Consider the following 23407-nt stretch of genomic DNA (forward strand, 5'->3'; position numbering starts at 1 on the left):
GCAGCGGGCCAGCCAATGTTAGGGCATCCCCTGCCTCTCATGGAGCGTTGACGGGCGCAAACGACGCAAACTCAGGGATTGCCCTGCATCGACGCCGCCCCTGGGGTGGGCGCGGCGCGACGCGCGGGCCAGGTGGCGAGCAGCACGCCGGCCAGCGCGAGACCGTAGGCCAGGGCCTGCCGGGGCTCCAGATGCTCGCCCAGGAAGAGCCCGCCCACCAGCGCCGTCGCGAGGGGCAGGAACACCATGAAGACCCCGGCCTGCGAGGCCGGCACGGCCTGGAGCCCGCGCATCCAGAGCACCACGGTGATCATGCTGGCCGCGGCCGCGTAGAAGCCCAGCAGGCCCCAGTGCCGCAGCGGGACGGCGCCGAAGTCGAAGCTCAGCGCCTGCCACAGGCCCAGCGGGGTGACCAGCGCCAACCCCCAGAGGTTGATCAGCGCACTGATGCGGCGCGGGGTCAGGTCTTGCGTCAGCCGCTTGCCGATGACGACATAGCCCGCCTCGCAGAAGACCGCCGCCAGTACCAGGGCCAGGCCCAGGGGCGTGGACTGGGCGGCGCCGCCCTGGCGTTCCAGCGCCACGAGCGCGATGCCCGCCACCCCCAGCACGATGCCGGCCAGCACCCGCGGCGCGAGTCGCTCCTTGAGCACCACGGCGCTCAGCAGCGCGACCGCCGCCGGGATGCCCGCCATGATGACCCCCGCCGCCATGGCCGAGCACTCGCGCAGGCCGAAGAGCAGGCAGATCGAGAACAGGAAGTTGCCGATGAAGCTCTCGAGGAACAGCAGCCGGCGGGTGGCCCCGTCGAGCGGCGGCGCACCGGCCGGCGCTTTCACCCAGCCGGCCATCAGCACCCCGGCGATGCCGAAGCGCAGCCAGGCCAGCAGGAAGACCGGGAAGCTCAGCAGCAGAAGCTTGGACAGCCCGACATAGCTGCCGACGAGGCTGGTGCTGGCGGCGAGGCTGAGGTAGGCGGCGAAGGGGATGCTCACGCGCCGTTGATCCGCAGCCAGGTGGTCTTGAGCTCCGTGTACTTGTCGAAGGCGTGCAGGCTCTTGTCGCGGCCGTTGCCGGACTGCTTGTAGCCGCCGAAGGGCACGGTCATGTCGTCCTCGTCGTACTGGTTCACGTGGACGGTGCCGGCGCGCAGGGCGCGGGCCACGCGGTGGGCACGGTCCAGGCCGTCGCTCCAGACGCTGGCCTGCAGGCCGTAGCTGGAATCGTTGGCCAGGCGGATGGCTTCGGCCTCGTCGTTGAAGCGCAGCACGCTCATCACCGGGCCGAAGATCTCCTCGCGGGCGATCTTCATGCCGTTGCCGACGCCGCTGAAGATGGTCGGCGCGACGTAGAAGCCGCCACTCTCGACCCGGGCCTGCGTGGCGCCGCACAGCGCGCGGGCGCCCTCGGCCAGGCCGGACTCGATGTAGCCCATCACCGTGCGCAGCTGGCCGTCGTCGACGAGCGCGCCCATCACGGTGGCCGGGTCCAGCGGGTCGCCGGGCTGGTAGCGGGGCGCCTGCTGGGCCAGCAGGGCCTCGAACTCGTCGGCGATGCTCGCGTGCACCATCACGCGGGAGGGGGCATTGCAGCTCTCGCCCTGGTTGAAGAACATGCTGCCGGCCACGGTGCGGGCGGCGCGGGCCAGGTCCTTGAAGTCGGGGAAGACGATGAAGGCGCTCTTGCCGCCCAGCTCGTTGAAGACGCGCTTGAGATTGGAGCGGCCCGCGTATTCCAGCATCTTGCGGCCCACACGCGTGGAGCCCGTGAAGCCGATGGCGTCGACGTCCATGTGCAGGGCCAGGGCCTCGCCGGCCTCGTGGCCATAGCCGGGGACGACGTTGAACACGCCCTCGGGCAGGCCGGCCTCGACGGCCAGCTCGGCCAGGCGCAGCGCGGTGAGCGGGCTCTTCTCGCTGGGCTTGAGCACCACCGAGTTGCCTGCCGCCAGTGCCGGCCCGAGCTTCCAGGAGGCCATGATCATCGGGTAGTTCCACGGCACGATGGCGCCGATCACGCCCATGGGCTCGCGGGTGATGAGGGCCAGCGCATTCGGGCCCGTGGGGGCGATCTCGTCGTAGACCTTGTCCACCGCCTCGGCATACCACTGGATGCAGCGCGCGGCGGCCGGCACGTCCACGCCGAGTGCGTACTGGATGGGCTTGCCCATGTCCACGGTCTCGAGCAGGGCCAGCTCGTCGCGGGCAGCGAGGATCCGGTCGGCGAACTTCAGCAGGATCTTCTTGCGCACTGCAGGCGGCTTGGCGGCCCAGCGGCCGTCCTCGAAGGCGCGGCGCGCGGCCAGCACGGCGTCGTCGATGTCCTCGGTGCCGCAGCGGGCGACCTGGCCGAGCACGCGCCCGTCGAGGGGGGAGATGCAGTCGAAGGTCTCGCCACGGACGCTGTCCACGCGGCGCCCGCTGATGAAGGGGCGGCCGTCGATCGTCAGGTCCTGGGCACGCTGGTGCCAGTCGATGGTGCTCATGGGAATGTCCGTGTTCGATGGGAGGGCCGGGCGGCGTCAGGGGTCCGGCCCCGCCCGGGTCAGAAGCTCAGCACCATCGAGGTGCCCAGCAGCTGGTTCGTCTTGGTGAAGGTGCCATCCTTGGTGTTCAGGAACACCGGCTGGCTCGCGCCGTCGTAACGGTACTCGAGTTTCCAGATCGCATTCTGGTTGACCAGATAGCTCAGGCCGAAGGTGAGGGCATAGCGGTTCGTGCCCTTGCCGGCGGCCTCGGGGTCGGGGTTGGCGTCATCCCAGAAGAAGCCGTTGCCGCGGCCGATGCCGTTGTGGCTGTCGTCGTAGCTGTAGCCGAAGAGGCCGCCGCCGTTCTTGTGGTTGCGCAGGTAGTCGAGGCGCCCCGTGGCCTCCCAGCGCGGGATGAACTTGTAGGCCAGCAGCGTGGACAGGCCCGTCCAGCTGGCGTCGCGGAGCTGGCCGTCCTCGTTGAAGATGGCGGCCTGGCGCTGGCGGCCCCAGGAAAGCTGGCCCTGCCAGGTGAGGTCGCCGCGGATGAAGTAGGCGTCGAGCTCCAGCATGTCGACGCGCGTGTCCTTGCCCGCCTGGTCCGCGAAGCGCAGCCCGCCGGCGGCATCCAGGGCGTCGGTGGCGTAGTTGTAGGCCTTGCCGTGCAGGCCGGAGAAACCGAAGCCCTGGAACTCGCCCTTGGCGTAGTCGACGCGGTAGATGAGGGCTGGGGTCTTGTTGCCGGCGCTCTTGCGCGAGTTGTTCACGTTGGCCAGGCCGGCCTTGATCATCCACTTGCCGCGGGTGATGTCGGCCACGGCGCCGGTGTAGGCGGTGGGCGCGGTGTAGTCGAAGAGCAGGTTGTGGGTGATGAGCTTGTTGAGGGGCGGGGCGGTCATCTCGTAGCCCGTCCAGTCGGGAATCTGGCCGAGCCACAGCCGCGTCTGCAGGTCCCCCAGCGGGATGTTGACGCTGGCCTCGTGGATGATCGAGCCGCCGTTGAAGACCGAGCCCGTGCCGCGGTCCGGCGCCAGGGTCAGTTTGTAGCGGGTGCCACCGTCCATCTCCTTCTGGAAGTCCAGCACGGCCATGCCGAAGTAGCCGGCGTCGTAGGCATAGGCGTCCTTGTTGAGGAGCTGGAAGCCGGCGGTGTTCTGGGCCTTGTTGGCGATGAAGGTCGGGTCGATGAAGCCCGTGATCTTGAGGTTCTTGAGGCCCAGCGCCTCCTGCGCGTCCTCCAGCGCCTCGGTCTTGACGGCGATGCGGTTGAACTCGCGCACCTGCTCGGGCGTCATGCCCCACTGGGCCTCGGCGGACTTGGCGGCCTTGGCCTCGGTGGCCTTGAGCTTCTCCTCCAGCTGGTTGACGCGGTCCTTCAGCGCGCGCAGCTCCTTGAGCAGCTCCTCGTTGCTTTGCGCCCGGGCGGGCGCGCCGTAGGCCAGGGCGAGGGCGGCGGTGAGGAGGGCCAGGGTGTGCTGCTTCATGGGGAGCTCCTGAGGAAGGGTGTGAGGTTGAGGTGTCGGTGCGGGAAACAGGGAAAGGCAGGGAGACGAAATGGGCGGCCAGAGGGGTGTCAGCCCCCGTCCCGCTGGGCGGCGGCCAGCTCGCGCGCGAGGCGGCGCTCGCGGCGTGCGATGGCCAGGCTGGCGGCGATCACGCCCAGCGAAACGACCAGGATGACCACCGTGGCCACCGCATTGATGCTGGGCGAGACGCCGAGCCGCGCGCGCGAGAAGATGACCAGCGGCAGCGTGGTCGAGCCCGGCCCGGACAGGAAGGCCGACAGCACGACGTCGTCCAGCGACAGCGTGAAGGTCAGCAGCCAGGCCGAGAGCAGGGACTGCGAGATCATCGGCAGCGTGACCAGGAAGAAGACCTGCAGCGGCCGTGCCCCGAGGTCCATGGCGGCCTCCTCCAGCGACGGGGGCAGGTCTTGCAGCCGCGCCTGGATCACCACGGTGGCGTAGGCCAGGCCCAGCAGCAGGTGGCCCATCCAGATGGTGAGGCTGCCGCGCTCGGGGAAGCCCAGCGCCCGCTGCATCGACACCAGCATCAGCAGCAGCGAGAGCCCGACGATCACCTCCGGCATCACCAGCGGCGCGTTGACCATGCCGGCGAAGAGCGTGCGGCCCTTGAAGCGGCGGTACTTCACCAGCGCGAAGGCCGCGAAGCAGCCGAGCAGCACGGAGGTGCTGGCGGTGAAGAAAGCGATCTTGAGGGACAGCCACAGCCCCGCCAGCAGCTCGCCGTCCTCGGCCAGCTTGGCGTACCAGTCGAGCGTGAAGCCGCCCCACACCGAGGGCACGGGCGAGGCATTGAAGCTGTAGATGACCAGCGCCAGGAGCGGCAGGTAGAGGAAGCCGAAACCCAGCAGCAGCCAGGTCCGGGCCACGACGCGCGTGCTGCGCGGGCCGAAGAGGGCGCGGCTCATGGCCTCACCTCCTGGCTCTCGGCCTGGTATTTGTTGAAGAGCGCCAGCGGCACGATGATCAGCAGGATCACGACCACCGCCACGGACGAGGCCATGGGCCAGTCGTTGTTGCTGAAGAACTCGTCCCACAGCACGCGGCCGATCATGAGCGTTTGCGGGCCGCCCAGCAGCTCGGGGATCACGAACTCGCCCACGCAGGGAATGAAGACCAGCATGGATCCCGCGATGATGCCGGCCTTGGACAGCGGCACGGTCACCTTCCAGAAGGCCGTCCAGGGCGTGGCGCCGAGGTCCGCCGCGGCCTCCAGCAGGCGCAGGTCCATCTTCGAGAGATTGGCGTAGAGCGGCAGCACCATGAAGGGCAGGTAGGTGTAGATCATGCCCAGCGCCAGCGAGAAGGGCGTGTTCAGCAGCATGCCCGGTGCGGGGATCCAGCCTGCCGCTGCCATGAGCCGGTCGAGCCCGACGGCCTCGATGGCCTGCGCCACCCAGCCCTTCTCGGCCAGCAGGCCCTTCCAGGCGTAGACCCGCAGCAGGAAGCTCGTCCAGAAGGGCAGCATCACCAGCATCAGCAGCGCCGGCTGCAGCGTGGCCCGGGCGCGGGCCATGAAGTAGGCGAAGGGATAGCCGATGAGCAGGCAGCCCACCGTGGTGATGCCGGCGTACTTGAGGCTGTTGAGGTAGGCCTTGAAGTAGAGCTCGTCCTCGGTGATGAAGACGTAGTTGCTGAGCTTGACGGTCAGCGTGGCCACGCCGTCGGCGTAGCGCAGCAGGTCCTTCACATGCACGGTCTCCATTTCGGAGACGCTGATCTTGAGCACGATGAGGAAGGGCAGCGCGAAGAACAGCAGCAGCCAGGCGTAGGGCAGCGCGATGACGGCGGAGCGGCCGCGCCACCAGCGTGGGCGCCAGGCGAGGAGGGACGGGGCGGTGCTCATGCCGGCCTCACTGCGTCAGCACGACCTGAGCGCTGTCGCTCCAGGACGCCCAAGCCTCGTCGCCCCAGGTCAGCACCTCGTCGGGGTGGCGTTCGGTGTTGGCCTGCGAGACCTTCAGCACCGCCCCGCTGGCCAGCTGCAGGCGGTAGACGGTGTAGCTGCCGAAGTAGGCCTTGTCGCGCACGGTTCCGCGCACCGCGTTGACCTCCGTGCGGGCGGGCGGCGTGCGACTCAGCTGGATCTTCTCGGGGCGCAGCGCCACGGCCACCTCCATGCCCCTGGAGCCGGTGATGCCGTGACCGACGTAGTGCCGGCAGTCGGCGCAGCGGATCTCGACGTGGTCCGCCTCGTCGACGTCCAGCGTGCCGTCCATGAGGTTCACATTGCCGATGAAGTCCGCCACGAAGCGCGTGGCCGGCGTCTCGTAGATTTCGCCCGGCGGCCCGACCTGCAGGATGCGGCCCTCGCTCATCACGCCGATGCGCGAGGCCATGGTCATGGCCTCTTCCTGGTCGTGCGTCACCATCACGCAGGTCACGCCGACCTCCTCGATGATGTTGACCAGCTCGATCTGCGTCTCCTCGCGCAGCTTCTTGTCGAGCGCGCCGAGCGGCTCGTCCAGCAGCAGCAGCTGAGGCTTCTTCGCGAGGCTGCGGGCCAGCGCCACCCGCTGCTGCTGGCCGCCGGAGAGCTGGTGTGGCTTGCGCTTCGCGTACTTGCCGAGCTGCACGAGCTTGAGCATGGCCTCCACCCGCGCCTCGATCTCCGGCTTCGGGCAGCCGTCGCGGCGCAGGCCGAAGGCGATGTTGTCCCAGACGCTCAGGTGCGGGAAGAGCGCGTAGCTTTGGAACATCATGTTGATCGGACGCTCGTAGGGCGCGAGGCCGGCGAGGTCCTGGCCCTTGAGCACGATGCGCCCGCTGGTGGGCGTCTCGAAGCCCGCGAGCATGCGCAGCAGCGTGGTCTTGCCGCAGCCGGAGGAGCCGAGCAGGGCGAAGATCTCGCCCTGCGCGATGTCCAGGGACACGCGGTTGACGGCGATGGCGCCGCCTCCGAAGTCCTTGAGCACCTGGTCGATCTGCAGGTAGGGCGTCGTGGCGGCGCTGGGGCTCATCATGATGCGGGCGTGCTCCGGAAGGGGATCAGATGCCGGTCTTGAACGAGGTGTACATGCGGGTCATCTGGCGCCGCACGTCGTTGTTGATGGCATCGGGCGCGGCCATGCGCTTCATGTCGGATTCGCTCAGGAAGACCGTCGGGTTGCTGGCCACCTCCGGCTTCACGAACTTGCGCGCCTCCTTGTTGGGGTTGGCGTAGAAGACCTTGTTGGTCAGGCCGGCGTGGATCTCGGGGCGCAGGATGAAGTTGATGAACTTGTGCGCGTTGCCCGGGTGCGGCGCGTCCATGGGGATCACCATGGTGTCCATGAAGATGATGCCGCCGGTCTTGGGGATCAGGGCCTCGATCTTCTGGCCGGTCTTGCCGTCGATGGCGCGCTGGCGGGCGATGTTGATGTCGCCGGACCAGCCCAGTGCCAGGCAGATGGAGCCGTTGGCCATGTCGTTGATGTAGCCCGAGGAGCTGAACAGCGTCACGTAGGGGCGGATGGCCTTGAGCAGGGCCGGCACGCCGGCGTAGTCGGACACGCTCTTGCTGTAGGCCGGCTTGCCCAGGTAGTGCAGGGCGGCGGGCACGACCTCGGTGGCGGAGTCCAGGACGCTCACGCCACAGCTCTTGAGCTTGGAGATGTACTCGGGCTTGAAGATCAGGTCCCAGGTGTTCTCGGGCATGGGCGTGCTGCCCAGCGCAGCCTTGACCTTGTCCACGTTGATGCCCACGGTGGTGAAGCCCCACAGCCAGTTCACCATGTACTCGTTGCCCGGGTCCAGCTTGGCGAGCTGCGCCTGGACATCGGCATCGAGGTACTTGTAGTTGGGGATCAGGCTCTTGTCGATCTTGCGCAGCAGGCCGCCGTCCGCCTGCAGCTTGGCCCAGTAGGACGAGGGCACGACGATGTCATAGCCCGTCTTGCCCGCCACCAGCTTGGCATGGACGATCTCGTTGTTGTCGAAGTTGTCGTAGCGGACCTTGATGCCGGTCTCCTTCTCGAAGAGCTTCAGCGTGTCCTCGGCGATGTAGTCCGACCAGTTGTAGACGTTCAGGACCTTCTCCTCCTCCTGCGCCTGCACCGCAGGCGCGAGCAGGGCCGCGCAGGCCGCGGCCAGCGGCAGGGCGAGGGCCTTGAGTGTGCGGGGTAGGGAGCGGGTCAGGAGCCGGGGAAACTTCGACATGGGAAACCTCCAGGAAGACAAACCGAATCGGTGGAAGCTGCGGAAGATCGGGGCAGGTGCAGAGAGCCGGCGGGCGGCGGGGTCAGGTCTGAACCCTGCGGCACCGAGGGGCGCGGGCCAGTCTAGGCGGCGGGCCGGCGGCGAGACATTCGCCAAAACCCGTGCTGTGGCGCTGATCCAGCGGGACAGGCTTCGACGGCGTGCGCATCACAGCCAGCCCTTGGCTTGCAGTTCGGCCAGCGTGAGGTCCAGGCAGCGGCGGATGAGCGCCAGCATCTCGTCCACCTGGTCGCGTGTCATGACCAGCGGCGGCGCGACGATCATGCGATCGCCCACGGCACGCATGATGAGACCGTTGCCGAAGCAGTGGGCGCGGCACAGCATGCCGACCTCCAGCGCCGGGTCGAAGGCCTGACCGCCGGCCTTGTCCTTGACCAGCTGGAGCGCGCCCATCATCCCGCAGGTCTGGGTCTCGCCCACCAGCGGGTGGTCCGCGAGGCTCGCAAAGCCCTCGGCGAGCAAGGGGCCGATGTTCTGCCGCACATGGCTCACCAGGTTGAGCTGCTGGATCAGACGGATGTTGGCCACCGCCACCGCACAGGCCGTCGGGTGGCCGGAGTAGGTGAAGCCGTGGTTGAACTCGCCCCCCTGCTCGATGAGCACCCGGGCCACCTTGTCCGAGACCATGACGCCCCCCAGGGGGATGTAGCCCGAGGTGACGCCCTTGGCGAAGGTCATCAGGTCGGGCTTCGTGCCCATGGTCTCGCAGCCGAACCACTGGCCGGTGCGGCCGAAGCCGCAGATGACCTCGTCGCTCACGAGCAGGATGCCGTAGCGGTCGCAGATGCGCTGGATCTCGGGCCAGTAGGTGCTGGGCGGCACGATGACGCCGCCCGCGCCCTGCACCGGCTCGCCGATGAAGGCGGCCACCTTCTCGGGACCGATCTCCAGGATCCTGGCCTCCAGCCAGCGTGCGGCCGTCAGCCCGAAGTCCTCGCGGGACTGCTCCCGGCCCAGCTCGAACCAGTGGGGTTGCTCGATGTGCACGATGCCCGGGATGGGCAGGCCGCCCTGCGCATGCATGCCGCTCATGCCGCCCAGCGAGGCGCCGGCCATGGTGGAGCCGTGGTAGCCGTTCTTGCGGCCGATGATCACCTGGCGCTCCGGCTGCCCCAGGCTGGCCCAGTAGTGACGCACCATGCGCACCACGGTGTCATTGCCCTCCGAGCCCGAGCTGGTGAAGAAGACCTTGCTGAACTGCGGCGGCGTGACTTCGGCCAGCAGCTCGGCCAGCTGGATGGCCGGCGGCGTGGAGGTCTGGAAGAAGGCGTTGTAGAAGGGCAGCTCCTTCATCTGCCGCGAGGCGGCGTCCACCAGGGCCTGCTGGCCGTAGCCGACATTGACGCACCACAGGCCGCTCATGGCGTCGAGGATCTTGTGGCCCTCGCTGTCCCAGAGATAGATGTTCTCGGCGCGGGTGATGATGCGGGCCCCCTTGCGCGCCAGGCCGGCGTGATCGGTGAAGGGGTGCATGAAATGGGCGCTGTCGGCCTCCTGCCATTGGCGGGTGCTGCGCGCGGCGGCGTTGACGGGGGCGTGCACGGTGCTCATGGGGTGTCCTTCCTCACGCGGCGGCGTGGAACGGGGTCACTGGAATCCTGTCGATGTACGGGGCAGCTGGGGTCAGGTCTTGCCCGCCCGGCCACAGGGGCCCGGCGGGACAGACTCAGACGTGCAGCAGCAGGTGCTCACGCTCCCAGGGCGAGATGACCTTCATGAACTCGGCGTACTCGATCTCCTTGATCTCGGAGTAGACCGTCACGAAGGACTCGCCCAGCACCGCGGCGAGATCCGTCTCGGCACGCAGCAGCGCGAGCGCCTCGCCGAGGCTGCGCGGGAGCTGGTAGTCGCCCAGGTAGGCGTCGCCCTTGCATTCGGGCGTGGGCTCGATGCGGTTTTTGATGCCCAGGTAGCCGCAGGCCAGCGTGGCGGCCAGGGCGACGTAGGGGTTGGCATCGGCGCCGATCACGCGGTTCTCGACGCGCCGCGCGGCGGGAGGCGCCACCGGCGAGCGGATGCCCACCGTCCGGTTGTCGATGCCCCACTGGATGTTGATGGGCGCCGCCGTGAAGCGGGCCAGGCGGCGGTAGCTGTTCACGTAAGGAGCGAACAGCGCCATGGCCGCCGGGATGTAGCGCTGCAGGCCGCCGATGTACCAGTAGAACTCGGGGCTGGGGCTGCCATCCTCGTTGCTGAAGAGGTTGCGGCCGGTGGCCTTGTTGATCACGCTCTGGTGCACATGCATCGCGCTGCCGGGCTCGCCGGCGATGGGCTTGGCCATGAAGGTGGCGAACATGTCGTGGCGCAGCGCGGCCTCGCGCACCGTGCGCTTGAAGAAGAAGACCTCGTCCGCCAGCCCGAGCGGGTGGGCGTGGAAGAAGTTGATCTCCATCTGCCCGGCGCCGATCTCGTGGATCAGCGTGTCCACGTTGAGCTCCATCTTCTCGCAGTAGTCGTAGACGTCCTCGAAGAGCGGATCGAACTCGTTCACCGCGTCGATGGAGTAGGCCTGGCGCGAGGTTTCCGCACGGCCACTGCGGCCCACCGGCGGCTTGAGGGGCACGTCGGGATCCGTGTTGCGCGCGACGAGGTAGAACTCCAGCTCCGGCGCCACCACCGGGTCCCAGCCCTCGGCCTCGAAGAGATCGCACACGCGGCGCAGCACCGAGCGCGGGGCGAAGGGCACGAGCCGGCCGTCGCGGTCGAAGCAGTCGTGGATGATCTGAGCCGTCGGGTCCACCGCCCAGGGCACCAGGCGAACCGTGCTCGGGTCGGCCCGCAGGTGCATGTCCATGTCATTGGGGCTGATGACGTCGTAGTAGGGCCCCTCTTCAGGAAACTCGCCGGTGACGCCCATGGCCACCACCGCCTCGGGCAGGCGCATGCCGCGGTCCTCGGTGAACTTCTCGCGCGGGAGGATCTTGCCGCGTGCCACGCCGGTGAGGTCGGGCACGAGGCATTCCACCTCGGTGACGCGATGCTCACGGAACCATTGCTCGAGCTCGCTGAACGTGATTTCTTTTCTGACCACCATCGTTGCCTCATCTTCTGGTCTTGGCCCCGGGTCATACCCACCGGGGCTTCGGATTGCTAGAACTCGGTCGGGGGTCAGCGGCGCTAGGTCTCGGGGTCGCTCTTGAAATCGTGCCGGGGCTGGCGGATCTCGTTGCGGTAGTCGCGGAAGGCCGCACAGGCTTCGCCGAAGGCCTTGAGCATCTTCATCGAGACCGGATTGCTGGCGGCCTGCCATTCGGGGTGCCATTGCAGGCACAGCGAGAAGCCCCGGCTGGCCTCGACGCTGAAGGCCTCGACCAGACCGTCCGGCGCCACCGCCTCGACGCGCAGGCCCGGTGCCAGGGTCTTCACGCCCTGGCCATGCAGGGAGTTCACGCGGAAGTGCTCATGACCCAGCAGGCCTTCGAGCACGCCGCCGGGCATCACGTGCACCTCATGCTGCTCGGCATAGGCGATCGCGGGCGGCTGGCCCTCCGGTGCGCGATGATCATTCAGGCCCTGCTGTTCCTGCACGGCCTGGTGAAGCGAGCCGCCCAGCGCGACATTTGCCTCCTGGAAGCCGCGGCAGATCGCGAAGAGCGGCATGCCCAGCCGCAGCGCCCGGGGAATCAGCGGCAGCGTCCAGGCGTCGCGATCGGGGTCCAGTGGGAGCGCCGGGTTGTGCACGGCCTCGTCGAAGTGGCTGGGATGGACATTCGAGGGCGAGCCCGTCAGCAGCACGCCGTGCGCGATGGCCAGGAGCTCGTCGATCTCATGGGGGCGGGCCGAGGGCACGACGAGCGGCAGGCAGCCGGCGAGCCGGACCGCGTCGACGTACTTCTTGCCGGCGATGTGGAAGGGATGGTCTCCCACCTGGCGATTGCAGGCGGGCACCAGCACGATGGGCTTGCTGGCGGCGGAGGAGGAAGGCGCGTCGCGGTGCATCACAGCAGGTCCCTCAGGCGGTAGTACGCCATGCCCAGCACCAGGGCAGGCGTTCGCATCAGTGTGCCACCGGGGAAGGGCCGGTGGCGCAACTTTCCGAAGCAGTCGAAACGGGCGGCATCGCCCCGCATGGCCTCGGCCACGACCTTGCCGGCCAGGCCGGTCAGGGCCAGCCCATGGCCGGAGAAGCCCTGGAGGTAATACACGTTCCGTTGCGCGCCCAGGCGGCCGAAGTCGGGGGCGCGGTTGATGCTGATGTCCACGAAGCCTCCCCAAGCATGGCTCATGCCAACGTCGGCCAGCTGCGGGAAGGTGCGCACCAGACGGGCTTGCATGCTCTGCATGAGGTCGCGCGGCGTGACCATGCTGTAGCTCACCCGGCCGCCATAGAGCAGGCGGTGGTCGGCTGTCGGGCGGAAGTAGTCCAGCACGAAATTGGTGTCGCAGACCGCGCTGCGGCTCGGGATCAGCGCCCGCAGCCGCTCTGGATCCAGAGGCTCGGTGCAGACGATGTAGGTGCCGACGGGCATGACGCGATCCGCCAGGGCAGGGGCGAGCTCGGGCGCCAGGGCCTGGAGATAAACATTGCCGGCCAGCAGCACCTGCCTGGCGCGCACGCTGCCCGTTGATGTGCGCAGCCGCTGCGTGCCATCCGCTGCCGCCTCCATCTGGTGCACGGCGCTGCCCTCGTGCAGCGTGGCGCCGGCCGCCGCCGCCGCACGGGCGAGACCCAGGCAGTACTTCAGCGGATGCAGGTGCCCGGAGCGCGGGTCGTGGATGCCCGCATGGAAGCGCGGGCTGGCGATCCAGTCCTGCACGTGCTCGGGCCCAATCCACTGGAGCGGGTAGTGATAGTCCCGCTCGAGGCGATCGGCCCAGGCGCGCAGCTCCCGTGTCTTGGAGGGTTTGGTGCTCAGCCCGAGGAAGCCGTCCTGCCATTCGGCGTCGATGCCGTGCCCGGCGCAGCGCTGGCGGATCAGGTCCAGCGCCTCCAGGCTCATGTCCCAGAGCCGGCGCGCGTCCGCGAGGCCCAATTGCCCTTCGACCGTGCTGTTGTCGCAAGCGAGGCCGTGAATGGCCTGCCCACCATTGCGGCCGGAGGCACCGCCCCCGACCTGTGATGCCTCCAGCAGCCGGACGTCCAGCCCGTGCTGCACCAGTTCCAGCGCCGCCGAGAGGCCGGCCAGCCCGCCGCCCACGATGGCGACGTCCGCCTCCACGTCGCCGTGCAGCGGGGCGTAGGCCTCCTGGCGCGGCGCGGTGGCCGCGTAGTAGGAATCCCGGGCGAGGTCCTGGTCGATCCGGAGCAGGCGCATGCAGGGCGATCGCGCGCGAGGCTTCAGCCTCAGGCCACCCGGCGCAGGGCGGTACGGATGGTCTCGACCAGGCGGTCGATCTGCTTCGTCTCGATGATGAGCGGTGGCGACAGTGCGATCGTGTCCCCCGTCGTGCGGATCAGCACGCCTTGCTCCCAGCAGTCGAGGAAGATGTTGAAGGCGCGCTTGGCCGGCTCGCCGGGCAGGGGCGCGAGCTCGATGCCGCCCACGAGGCCCAGGTTGCGGATGTCGATCACGTGCGGCTCGCCCTTGAGCGAGTGCAGGGCCTTCGCGAAGGTGTCCTGCAGCTGGCTGGCGCGGGTCAGCAGGCCTTCCTCCGCATAGGTCTTGAGCGTGCCCAGCGCTGCGGCACAGGCCAGCGGGTGCGCCGAGTAGGTGTAGCCGTGGAAGAACTCGATCAGGTGCTCCGGCCCCGTCATGAAGGTGTCGTGGATCTTCTGCTGGGCGAACACGGCACCCATGGGTACGCAGCCGTTGGTGAGACCCTTGGCGACGGTCATGAGGTCGGGCGTCACGCCGAAGGTCTGGGCCCCGAAGGGGTTGCCGGTGCGGCCGAAGCCGGTGATGACCTCGTCGAAGATCAGCAGGATGCCGTGCTTGTCGCAGATCTCGCGCAGGCGCTGCAGGTAGCCTTGCGGCGGAATCAGCACGCCGGTCGAGCCGGCGATGGGCTCGACGATCACCGCGGCGATGGTCGAGGCGTCGTGCAGGGCGACGAGGCGCTCGAGGTCGTCCGCCAGTTCGGCGCCGTGGGCGGGCTGGCCCACCGAGTAGGCGTTGCGGGCCGGGTCATGCGTGTGGCGGATGTGGTCGACGCCGCCCAGCATGGTGCCGAACATCTTGCGGTTGGCCACCATGCCACCCACGGAGATGCCGCCGAAGTTGACGCCGTGGTAGCCGCGCTCGCGGCCGATCAGCCGGGTCCGGGCGCCGTCGCCGCGCACGCGGTGGTAGGCGATGGCCATCTTGAGGGCGGTGTCCACGGACTCGGAGCCCGAGTTGGTAAAGAAGACCTTGTTCATGCCGGGCGGGCTGAGCTGCACCAGCTGTTCGGCCAGCTCGAAGGCCTTGGGATGGGCCATCTGGAAGGGCGGCGCGAAGTCCAGCTCGGCGGCCTGCGCCTGGATGGCCTGGACGATGTGCGGGCGGTTGTGCCCGGCATTGACGCACCACAGACCCGCGATGCCATCGAGCACCTGGCGGCCGCGGTCGTCGCTGAAATACATGCCGTCGGCTTGCGTCAGGAGGCGCGGGGCCTTCTTGAACTGCCGGTTGGCGGTGAAAGGCATCCAGTAGGCGTCGAGCGCGGCGGGGTTCAGGGTCATCGAGGGCTCCAGAGGTCGGTCCCTGACGCACCGGCATGGGCCTGGGGGCGGCAGGGGCAATAGAGCCAGTCTAGGCATTCCGTCACGCAATAGGCTTGCGGATGCGCGCAGGGCAAACCCTCGGATTCGCAATTGGGTGCGGTAGGATGGCCTCCAATTCGCATTGGATTCGAACGATGAGCTCCGAAGTGCAATTGGATTCGATAGACCGCGCCATCCTGAACGAGCTTCAGAAGGACGGGCGCCTGTCCAACCAGGACCTGGCCCAGCGCGTGCACCTGTCGCCGTCGGCCTGCCTTCGACGGGTGAAGCGCCTGGAGGAGACCGGCGTCATCGCGCAGTACGTCGCGCTGGTGAACCCCAAGGCCGTGGGCAAGCAGGGCACGAGCTACACCATCATCAATCTGGAGCGGATGACGACGGCCGCACTCGCTGCCTTCGAGCAGGCGGTGCAGGACAGCCCCGACATCCTCGACTGCTTCTACGTGGCCGGCACGAACGACTACGTCATCCGCTTTGCCTATCAGGACGCGGAGGACCTGGAGCGATTCCACACCCACGTGCTGATGCAGCTGCCCGAGGTGGCGCGCTCGAACAGCATGCTGGTGCTGCGCACGATCAAGAAGACGACCGCGTTCGCCCTGTGAGCAACGCCGCGGCCCGTGGCCGCCCGGCCGTGCAGAAAAAGCAAAGCGGACCACCAGGGTCCGCTTGAGCCATCAGGCGGGCAGCAGGGCCCGCCTTGGGAAAGAAGCCGCGATCAGGCAGCCAGCAGCGAGATGACGGAGCTCAGGCCGAAGAAGGCCAGCATCGCGACGATCAGCGCTTCCTCGACCTTGCCGGCCGAGACGGGTTCGAAAGACAGGTTGCCGGTGGCGTCCAGGGCAGCCGGGTTGGCGGCCACGAAGGAGGTGGTCACCGGGGAAATGAACTTCTTGAGTGCAAACATGGAGCTTCTCATCGATGTCGGATGGACGGGTGGGTGAGAAGACCTCTCGAGCGGCCCTACAGCTGCCACTCTCACCAATCAGGTGGGCACGTCCACATGCGTCACCTGGCTTGGCGTCTCGGCCGCGGGATCTTCCGCTGCCTTAGGCCTTGTGATGCCCTCCAGGGCGCCACAAGAAGAAGTATCGCAGAGATTGGTGAAAACCCTATGACAATGTTCGGGGTTAACCCGTACTTTTCTGCATAGATTGATGTCAGGCCGTCAGAGGCGTGACTATCTGAAACAGAAATGTCCGATTCTCGAACTTGCTCGCTCAGGCACGCTCGCGCCGGAGCGTGGCCAGAAGGGGGAGCATCTGCACCCCGAGCATGCTGATGAGGATCAGCCCGCAGCCGGCGAGGCCCGCAGCGCTGAGGCGGTCGCCCATCAGGGCATAGCCGAAGGCGGCGGAAAAGACGGTCTCCGAGGACAGGATGATGGCGGCGTCCGCCGCGTGCGAGTAGCGCTGTGCCACCACTTGCGCCGTGAAGGCGACGCCGACGGACATGACGCCGGTGTACAGAATGGCGCCCGCGGCCTCGCGCAGGCCTGCCCATGTCCAGGGTTCGAAGACGAGGGCGTAGGCCAGGGCCGCGACCCCGACAAAGAAGAACTGCCCGCAAGCCACCGAGAACGGCGCGTTCATGCGGTCGGCCACGCGGCCCACCATCAGCACGTGCACGGCCCAGGGGAGGGCGGAGGCAATCACCCAGGCATCGCCCAGGCCGATCTTCAGCTCATGGGCACCGGACAGCAGGAAGGCGCCCACCAGACAGGCCAGCCCGCCGGGCCACACCGACCAGTGCGGCACCTGGCGCAGCAGGAACCAACCCAGCACCGGCACCAGCGGCACGTAGAGCGCGGTGAGGAAGCCGGCATTGGTGACCGTGGTGCTGACAATGCCGATCTGCTGCATGGCGGCGCCGAGCAGCAGCAAGGAGGCGAGGGCCACGATCTTGTGCCAGTCGCGCCGCTGCAAGGCAGCGCCCTGGGCCGCCAGCTGTCCTTGCTCGCGCCAGGCCAGCGGCAGCACCACGAGCGAGCCGACCAGGAAGCGCACGCCGGTGAACATCATCGGGCCGATGTGGGCCATGCCCTGGCTCTGCGCGACGAAGGCGGAGCCCCAGATCAGGGCGATGACAGTCAGCAGCAGATTGGCTTGGATGCGGGTCACGGGGCAGGCTCGGGTGGGCGGGGCAAGGCCGTGCATCTTAGCGAGCCCGGCGCCGAGCGGGCCGCGCTCGCGCTCGCGCGGCTTTCCCGTCGGTCCAGCCGGCCTTCGCGTCGGCCGGACGAGGGCACCCGTGAGCGCCGGTGCGCAGGAGGCGAGCCCGTGACGGACACAAAAAAACCGACCCTGGCGGGTCGGCTTGGGGGCGGACGCGAGCCGTGATCAGGCGCGGCGGCGGCGGGCGGCGGCGCCCAGAGCCATCAGGCCGAGGGCGCTCAGCGCCAGCGAGCCCGGTTCCGGCACGCCACGGGCGCCAATGAAGCCGTCGACGATCACGTCGGTGCCGCCGCCGTTGTAGCTCTTCCAGTAGGCATTGGCCGGGTTGAGATTCAGGACGGGCAGGTCGCCGGCGGCGCCGTGGAACCAGGAAATGCCGATGAAGCTGTTCCAGCTCGGTTCGGAACCGTTCATCAGGATGTCTTCGTACGTGGACGCGACGCCGTCGTAGTCCCGGGGGTTGGGCTGGTGGGTGCCTTCCCACCAGGTCCAGGAGAACACCTGCGTGCCGTAGAGGCTGCCGCTCAGCGTGCCGGCGGTGTCGAGGAGTCGTCCGTAGCCATCGGAAAAGGTCAGAGTGCCGTTGAAGGTCGCACCGGACGAGAAGTCCAGGTGGATGTTGGTCACGACTTCGGCCTGTGCGGGCGCAGAGGCGAAAGCGGCCACAGCGACGGCCATCGAGCCGAGAATTTTCCGAAGCATGCGTAGACTCCCAAGGATGTTGATGGTAGGAACACCATCGCTACGCAAGAGCTGTGCCATGTCAATGGACAAGGCCCAAAACGACGTTTTCCCGTCGGCAGAGGCAAGTGTCTGCGACGATTTGTAAAAATGTCCGACAGCCCCGAGGGCCCCGGCGAACGCTCAGCCCTGGAGATAGGCGAGTTCCTCGTCGCTGAACCCGGCTTGCCGCCGTGCCTCCAGGTTGAAGGGCGCGCGCAGGCGTGGGGCCTGGTACTGCTGGACCAGCCTGGCGTATGTTCCGACCGGATCAAGACCGCGCGCCAGGCACAGGTGCCGATACCAGCGATTGCCGATCTCCACATGCCCGATCTCGTCCCGCAGGATGACGTCGAGGATGGCCACGGCGCGCTCATCCCCCGCCTTGCGGAACTTGGCCTGCAGTGGCGGAGTGGCGTCGAGCCCGCGGGCCTCCAGCGTGCGCGGCACCAGGGCCATGCGGGCGAGCACATCGTCCTTGGTGCGCTCGGCCATGGTCCAGAGGCCGTCATGGGCGTCGAAGTCGCCGTAGTGGTGGCCCAGCGTCTGCAGGTGCTCGTGCAGCAGGCTGAAGTGCAGGGCCTCTTCGGCGGCCACCTGCAGCCAGTCCGCATAGAAGGCGCGGGGCATGCCCGGGAAGCGCCAGACGGCATCCAGGCCGAGATTGATGGCGTTGAACTCAATGTGGCAGATGGCGTGGATCAGCGCAGCCCGGCCCTCCACGGTGAACGGCGAGCGGCTCGGGACCTGCAGCGCCTCCTTGAGCGCCGGCCGGGCGGGACGGCCGGGCAGGGGGAGCGTGGGCGTCAGGGCGGCTTCCGGGTCCAGGGGGGCGCCGGCCAGGAAGTCGGCGCGCAACTGCGTCGCCTGGGCGGCCTTGCGGGCGGGATCGGCTTCGCTGAGCACCGCCAGCGCCATCATGCGGGTTTCCATCCGTAAAATTATCGCTTTGGCGCCCGGCTGCGGCCTGACGCCTGACAAGACAAGGAGTGCCTCCATGGCGATCTATCAGCTGGGCGAGCATGTGCCCGAGGTGGCCGATTCGGCCTGGGTGGCCGACAGCGCCGAGGTGATCGGCCGGGTGAGTCTGGCCGAGGACGTGAGCATCTGGTTCCAGGCCGTGCTGCGCGGCGACAGCGACACCCTCACCATCGGCCGCGGCAGCAACATCCAGGACGGGTCCGTGCTGCATGCCGACACCGGCTTCCCGCTGGTGCTGGGCGAGAACGTCACCGTGGGTCACCAGGTCATGCTGCACGGCTGCACGGTCGGGGACAACTCGCTGATCGGCATCGGCGCCGTGGTGTTGAATGGTGCCCGCATCGGAAGCAACTGCCTCGTGGGCGCCGGTTCGCTGGTGACCGAGGGCAAGGAGTTCCCGGATGGCAGCCTCATCATGGGGCGGCCGGCCGTGGTCGTGAAGGCGCTGCGTCCCGAGCAGGTGGCCGGCCTGGCCGCGAGCGCCCGTCATTACGTCGGCAACGGTCAGCGCTACGCGAAGGAACTGACGCGCTTGCGCTGATCGCGATCGGCCCCATGTAGGGGCTCGATGATTCTCCCGGCGGGCATGGCTTCGCCGGGTTTTTGTTTTTTGATTCTTGCAAGGGAGTCTGCCGGCACGCGTCTTCGGGGCGTCGTGCATGAGCGGACCAAGACCATGAGTGAACTGCACAAATTCCTGTTCGAGGGCCTGCCCGTTCGCGGCATGCTGGTGCGCCTGACCGGCAGCTGGAAGGAGCTGCTGGCCCGCCGCCCCGGCGACAAGGCCTATCCGCCGGCGGTGCGCAGCCTGCTGGGGCAGATGTCGGCCGCGGGCGTGCTGATGCAGTCCAACATCAAGTTCAATGGCGCGCTGGTGTTGCAGGTGCTGGGTGACGGGCCGGTGAAGCTGGCGGTGGTGGAGGTCCAGCCGGACCTGAGCTACCGAGCCACCGCCAAGGTGATCGGAGAGGTCGCCGACGACGCGCCGCTGGAGATGATGGTCAATGTGCTGGGCCAGGGCCGCTGCGCCATCACGCTGGACCCGAAGGACAAGATGCCAGGCATGCAGCCCTACCAGGGCGTGGTGCCGCTGCACGGGGACCAGCGCGAGCCGCTGCACAAGATCTCGGAGGCGCTGGAGCACTACATGCTGCAGTCCGAGCAGCTCGACACGCGCCTCATCCTCGCCGCCAATGACGAGATGGCCGCGGGGCTGCTGATCCAGCGCATGCCGGTCGAGGGCGAGGCCAATCTGGAAGGCCATCCGGGCCGTGGCGAGGCCATTGGCGACCATGAGGACTTCAACCGCATCGCGATGCTGGCCGCGACGCTGACCAGCGAGGAGCTGCTGACGCTCGACGCCGAGACGATCCTGCGCCGCCTCTTCTGGGAGGAGGACATGCGCCGCTTCGAGCCTCTGCGTCCGCGCTTCGCCTGCACCTGCTCCCGCGAGCGCGTGGGCCAGATGCTGACCGGCCTGGGCCGCGAAGAGGTGGACAGCGTGATTGCGGAGCGTGGCGAGGTGGAGGTCGGCTGCGAGTTCTGCGGCGCCCAGTACCGTTTCGACGCCGTGGACGTCGGCGGACTCTTCGCACCGTCGAGCCTGGGCGGCAGCCAGACGCTGCAGTGACGGGGCTGCCCCGGCGCCTCGTCGGGCAGGGAGTTCATCGTCCCCGCGCGCCTGCGGGCCGGCTGACATGACGGGTCCGATTGCCGGGCCGCGCCACGCTGGCCCTCGTGGCATGGCGCGTAGCTGAACGCCGTCGGCCGTTCCGCCCCTTCAGGAAGCGGCCGGGCTCTCTCGCGTTCAGCGCGGCGAGTCAGCGGGATAGGGCCGAGCGCCGGGCCGCCCCAAGCCGGCCCCCGTGACGGGGCGGGCGGCTGAATGCCGTCGGCCCAGCCGTCCCTCGCAGGAAGCGGCCGGACTCGCCCGCGTTCAGCGCGACGAGTCAGCGGGATAGGGCCGAGCGCCGGGCCGCCCCAAGCCGGCCCCCGTGACGGGGCGGGCGGCTGAATGCCGCCAGCCGTGCCGTCCCCTCGGGGGACCGACGGGGTTCGCCCGCGTTCAGCGCGGCGAGCCCGGGCGAGGGGCCAACACCTTCACCCGATCCCGCGCCGCCGGCATGAGACCGGGGTGCGCCTTCAGGTAGGCCACCAGGGCCTCATGGTCGACGGGCCCGCGTTGCAGGATCTGCCCCTGCGCGAAGGCCGGGAAGCCGTCACCGCCTGTGGCCAGGAACATGTTCATTGCGACGCGGTAGCGGGTCTCCATGCCCAGCGGCTCACCCCGCAGCTTCATGCTGCCGGCGACCACGCGCTGGCCGATGGGCTGGGTGAGGTCATAGGTATAGCTCAGCGCTTCAGAGAGCTGCAGCGGACGGAACTTGGGCTGGCCGATCCACTGCTGTTCCAGCGCTTCCTTGATCTGCGCGCCGCTGAGGCTCGTCACGACGAGGTTGTTGTTGAAGGGCTGGGTCGTGTAGACCTGGCCGAAGCTCACCGTGCCATCGCCGAGATACGGCAGGCTGGAGCGGACACCGCCGATGTTGGTGATGGCGAATTCCGCGCCGCCGTCCTCGGGCGCCCGCATGGCCGCCCAGTGCGCGTCCGCCACGAGCTGGCCCATGGTGGTGGCGCCGGCGGCATTCTCTTCGCGGGTGAAGCTCGCGCCGATCCGGCCCACGGGCTGGTCAATGATGGCGGTGGCCTTGCTTTCGTAGGCCGCGATCAGGGCCGTCTGGCCGGCATCCTTGGTGTACTGGTCGTGGCGGACGATCCGGTTCTCGGCCACGGCACTGCGCACGTCGCGGGTCTTGCGGTCCAGCTGCACGTCGATGGCGGTGACGATGGTGCCGTACTTGTCGCCGCTGGTGACGAGGCGGCCGTCGATGCGGCAGTTGTAGGCCCGGTGCGTATGCCCGCTCACGACGAGATCCACCGCGGGGTCCAGCTGCTTGACGATGTTGACGATGGGGCCGGAGATGCCCGGGCACTCGTTGTAGTCGCCCACCGGGTAGCCGCCCTCATGGATCAGCACCACGATGGCCTCGACGCCGCGCGCCTTCAGCTGTGGCACCAGGCGGTTGATGGTCTCGGCCTCGTCGTCGAAGCGCAGGCCCTTGACGCTGCTGGGCACCACGATGCCCGGCGTGCCCTTGAGCGCAAGGCCGATGAAGGCCACCGGAATGCCCTCGAACTCGCGGATGGCATAAGCAGGGAACAGCGGCTGGCCGGTGGCCGTGTCGATAGTGCTGGCGGCAAGGTACTGGAAGCTGGCGCCCTTGAACGGCGCCGGGCCCTGGCAACCCTTCTCGGGATGGCAGCCACCCTGCTGACGGCGGCGCAGCTCGTCCACGCCGGCGTCGAACTCATGGTTGCCCACGCTGCTCAGGGCCAGGTCCATGGCCGACAGCGATTCGATGGCCGGCTCGTCATTGAACAGGGCCGACAGCAGCGGCGTGCCACCGACGAGGTCGCCTGCGGCCACGAAGACGTGGTTGGCGTGCCCCTGGCGCGCCTGCGCGACGGCCGTGGCCAGGTACTCGGCGCCCCCCGCGTCCACATCGAGGTGCTCGCCGGGTTTCGTGGGATGCTGGATGCGGATGCCACCCACCGGCGGCTTGAGGTTGCCGTGGAAGTCGTTGATGGCCAGGATGCGCACGGCCACGGTGCGGTCGGGGGCCGCGCTCATGGCCGGCGTGGCGGGTGGCGTGGCGGGTGGCGTGGTGCTGCAAGCACTCAGCAGGCCGAGCGCAGCGGCCAGCGGCAGAGGCCGGCACCAGCGGCCAAGGACGTCGTGGAGGCGGTGCGGGAAGGCGGACAACAGGGCGGACGGAGCAACGGTGGCGGTCATGACACGGCAAGGACGCTCAAGGCAGAAGAGGGAGGGCGGCCGTTCAGCCTCGCTGCGGCGAGAAAGCCAAACGTTTGCCCCGATCGCCGGCCAGTGTGCAGTCGCCGGGCGGGCGCGTCAAGGCACGCGGGGCGTTGCCGGCGGCAGGGCTGACTTCAGCGCATGCTCACACGCCGGGTCGTCGCAGAGCTCGCAGGTCCAGCGCGTGCTGCCGGGGAGTCGGGCCTGCCGGTCGAGCAGGCGGCTGAAGAGGCCGCCCGACGCGGGCTTGCCGACGGTGGACGGCGATGTCGGCGGCAGCGCAGCGGCGCGATCCTTGAGCAGCGGCGTGATCGCATTCAAGGCCTGTTCCAGCCGCTGCGGACCTTGCCCCTGGACGACGACGAAGGCGTGGCCCCCCTCGCGCAGCCAGCGGCGCAGCAGCCGGTCCACGGGCGCCTGCGCGTGCGGACCGTCCCGCATGCCATCGGCCACCCAGGGCAGGTCCGTCGCCATCAGCAGGCTCAGGTGGTAGCGGCGATGGGCATGGTGGGCGGGGGCCGCCAGACTCGTGTCGGCGAAGAGGTATTCGCTGTAGAGGGCGGGCATCAGGCCGGTGGTGTCGGCGATCAGCACGTCATGGCCGACCGCCAGGGCGTCCGCCCGACGCTCCTGCTCCTCGACGATGGCGCGCTGCTCGTCCGCGCGGGGCGTGCGGCCCTCGCGATCACACCATTCGCGCAGGTACTCGTCCACCCGGGCGACGCGCAGTCCGGTGAGCACGGGCAGCGTCTCGTGCAGGGCCTGGGCGAGGGTGCTCTTGCCGGTGCTCTCGGCGCCGAGCAGGGCGATCCTCAGGGCGGTCATGGT

At 68.6% G+C, this 23407-nt stretch carries 21 protein-coding genes; 3 read left to right on the forward strand and 18 right to left on the reverse strand.

Features of this window, described 5'->3' with window-relative positions; all coding sequences use genetic code 11:
* Positions 1-71 precede the first annotated feature (71 nt).
* The 12 genes from QRD43_RS15700 to aptA all read right to left on the reverse strand — a co-directional run bounded on the left by QRD43_RS15700 (position 72) and on the right by aptA (position 14788).
* Complete coding sequence (locus tag QRD43_RS15700; RefSeq protein ID WP_285983443.1) at positions 72-995, reverse strand: DMT family transporter; 924 nt, start codon at positions 993-995, stop codon at positions 72-74.
* Positions 992-2485: an aldehyde dehydrogenase gene (locus QRD43_RS15705; protein WP_285983444.1), complete on the reverse strand. Its 1494-nt coding sequence runs from the start codon at positions 2483-2485 to the stop codon at positions 992-994. Before QRD43_RS15705 ends, QRD43_RS15700 begins: the two co-directional genes overlap by 4 nt.
* 59 nt (positions 2486-2544) lie before the next feature.
* Positions 2545-3951 (reverse strand): DUF3138 family protein, encoded by a 1407-nt coding sequence (locus tag QRD43_RS15710; RefSeq protein ID WP_285983445.1) that lies wholly within the window; start codon positions 3949-3951, stop codon positions 2545-2547.
* An 89-nt stretch (positions 3952-4040) separates the two neighbouring features.
* Positions 4041-4898, reverse strand: coding sequence for an ABC transporter permease (locus QRD43_RS15715; protein ID WP_285983446.1), 858 nt, complete (start codon positions 4896-4898; stop codon positions 4041-4043).
* Positions 4895-5836 carry an ABC transporter permease subunit gene (locus QRD43_RS15720; protein ID WP_285983447.1) on the reverse strand — a complete coding sequence of 314 codons (942 nt, stop codon included), beginning with the start codon at positions 5834-5836 and terminating at the stop codon, positions 4895-4897. Before QRD43_RS15720 ends, QRD43_RS15715 begins: the two co-directional genes overlap by 4 nt.
* 7 nt (positions 5837-5843) lie before the next feature.
* Complete coding sequence (locus tag QRD43_RS15725) at positions 5844-6953, reverse strand: ABC transporter ATP-binding protein (protein ID WP_434063892.1); 1110 nt, start codon at positions 6951-6953, stop codon at positions 5844-5846.
* 25 nt (positions 6954-6978) lie between these two features.
* Positions 6979-8127, reverse strand: coding sequence for a polyamine ABC transporter substrate-binding protein (locus QRD43_RS15730; RefSeq protein WP_285983448.1), 1149 nt, complete (start codon positions 8125-8127; stop codon positions 6979-6981).
* Between the two features lie 207 nt (positions 8128-8334).
* Entirely contained in the window at positions 8335-9738 is a 1404-nt protein-coding gene (locus QRD43_RS15735) for an aspartate aminotransferase family protein (RefSeq protein WP_285983449.1), read from the reverse strand.
* 115 nt (positions 9739-9853) lie between these two features.
* On the reverse strand, positions 9854-11221 hold the full coding sequence (locus QRD43_RS15740; protein WP_285983450.1) for a glutamine synthetase family protein: 1368 nt from the start codon (positions 11219-11221) through the stop codon (positions 9854-9856).
* An 83-nt stretch (positions 11222-11304) separates the two neighbouring features.
* Positions 11305-12126 (reverse strand): gamma-glutamyl-gamma-aminobutyrate hydrolase family protein, encoded by an 822-nt coding sequence (locus tag QRD43_RS15745; RefSeq protein ID WP_285983451.1) that lies wholly within the window; start codon positions 12124-12126, stop codon positions 11305-11307.
* Positions 12126-13442, reverse strand: coding sequence for an NAD(P)/FAD-dependent oxidoreductase (locus tag QRD43_RS15750; RefSeq protein ID WP_285983452.1), 1317 nt, complete (start codon positions 13440-13442; stop codon positions 12126-12128). Before QRD43_RS15750 ends, QRD43_RS15745 begins: the two co-directional genes overlap by 1 nt.
* A 29-nt stretch (positions 13443-13471) precedes the next feature.
* Positions 13472-14788, reverse strand: a complete 1317-nt coding sequence (gene aptA / locus QRD43_RS15755; RefSeq protein ID WP_285983453.1) for an omega-aminotransferase AptA — start codon at positions 14786-14788, stop codon at positions 13472-13474.
* A 176-nt stretch (positions 14789-14964) separates the two neighbouring features.
* On the opposite strand from aptA, the gene QRD43_RS15760 reads away from it, so the two are divergent.
* Complete coding sequence (locus QRD43_RS15760; protein WP_285983454.1) at positions 14965-15435, forward strand: Lrp/AsnC family transcriptional regulator; 471 nt, start codon at positions 14965-14967, stop codon at positions 15433-15435.
* A 113-nt stretch (positions 15436-15548) separates the two neighbouring features.
* On the opposite strand, the gene QRD43_RS15765 is transcribed toward QRD43_RS15760, so the two are convergent.
* The 4 genes from QRD43_RS15765 to QRD43_RS15780 form a co-directional block, all read right to left on the reverse strand.
* Entirely contained in the window at positions 15549-15737 is a 189-nt protein-coding gene (locus QRD43_RS15765; RefSeq protein WP_285983455.1) for a hypothetical protein, read from the reverse strand.
* Positions 15738-16050: 313 nt separating this feature from the next.
* Positions 16051-16950: a DMT family transporter gene (locus QRD43_RS15770; RefSeq protein WP_285983456.1), complete on the reverse strand. Its 900-nt coding sequence runs from the start codon at positions 16948-16950 to the stop codon at positions 16051-16053.
* Positions 16951-17169: 219 nt separating this feature from the next.
* Positions 17170-17706, reverse strand: a complete 537-nt coding sequence (locus QRD43_RS15775) for a PEP-CTERM sorting domain-containing protein (protein WP_285983457.1) — start codon at positions 17704-17706, stop codon at positions 17170-17172.
* A gap of 162 nt (positions 17707-17868) precedes the next feature.
* Positions 17869-18657 carry a ferritin-like domain-containing protein gene (locus QRD43_RS15780; RefSeq protein WP_285983458.1) on the reverse strand — a complete coding sequence of 263 codons (789 nt, stop codon included), beginning with the start codon at positions 18655-18657 and terminating at the stop codon, positions 17869-17871.
* 64 nt (positions 18658-18721) lie between these two features.
* On the opposite strand from QRD43_RS15780, the gene QRD43_RS15785 reads away from it, so the two are divergent.
* Both QRD43_RS15785 and hslO read left to right on the forward strand, forming a co-directional pair.
* The gene (locus QRD43_RS15785; protein WP_285983459.1) at positions 18722-19246 is read left to right on the forward strand and encodes a gamma carbonic anhydrase family protein; all 525 of its coding nucleotides are present in this window, start codon (positions 18722-18724) and stop codon (positions 19244-19246) included.
* Positions 19247-19381: 135 nt separating this feature from the next.
* Complete coding sequence (gene hslO / locus QRD43_RS15790) at positions 19382-20335, forward strand: Hsp33 family molecular chaperone HslO (RefSeq protein ID WP_285983460.1); 954 nt, start codon at positions 19382-19384, stop codon at positions 20333-20335.
* A 435-nt stretch (positions 20336-20770) separates the two neighbouring features.
* On the opposite strand, the gene QRD43_RS15795 is transcribed toward hslO, so the two are convergent.
* Together QRD43_RS15795 and QRD43_RS15800 are read right to left on the reverse strand one after the other, a co-directional pair.
* Complete coding sequence (locus QRD43_RS15795) at positions 20771-22558, reverse strand: bifunctional metallophosphatase/5'-nucleotidase (protein ID WP_285983461.1); 1788 nt, start codon at positions 22556-22558, stop codon at positions 20771-20773.
* A 117-nt stretch (positions 22559-22675) separates the two neighbouring features.
* Positions 22676-23404 carry an ATP-binding protein gene (locus QRD43_RS15800; RefSeq protein ID WP_285983462.1) on the reverse strand — a complete coding sequence of 243 codons (729 nt, stop codon included), beginning with the start codon at positions 23402-23404 and terminating at the stop codon, positions 22676-22678.
* Positions 23405-23407 lie beyond the last annotated feature (3 nt).

Source organism: Roseateles subflavus (assembly GCF_030285365.1).
Taxonomy (GTDB): Bacteria; Pseudomonadota; Gammaproteobacteria; order Burkholderiales; family Burkholderiaceae_C; genus Roseateles_B; species Roseateles_B subflavus.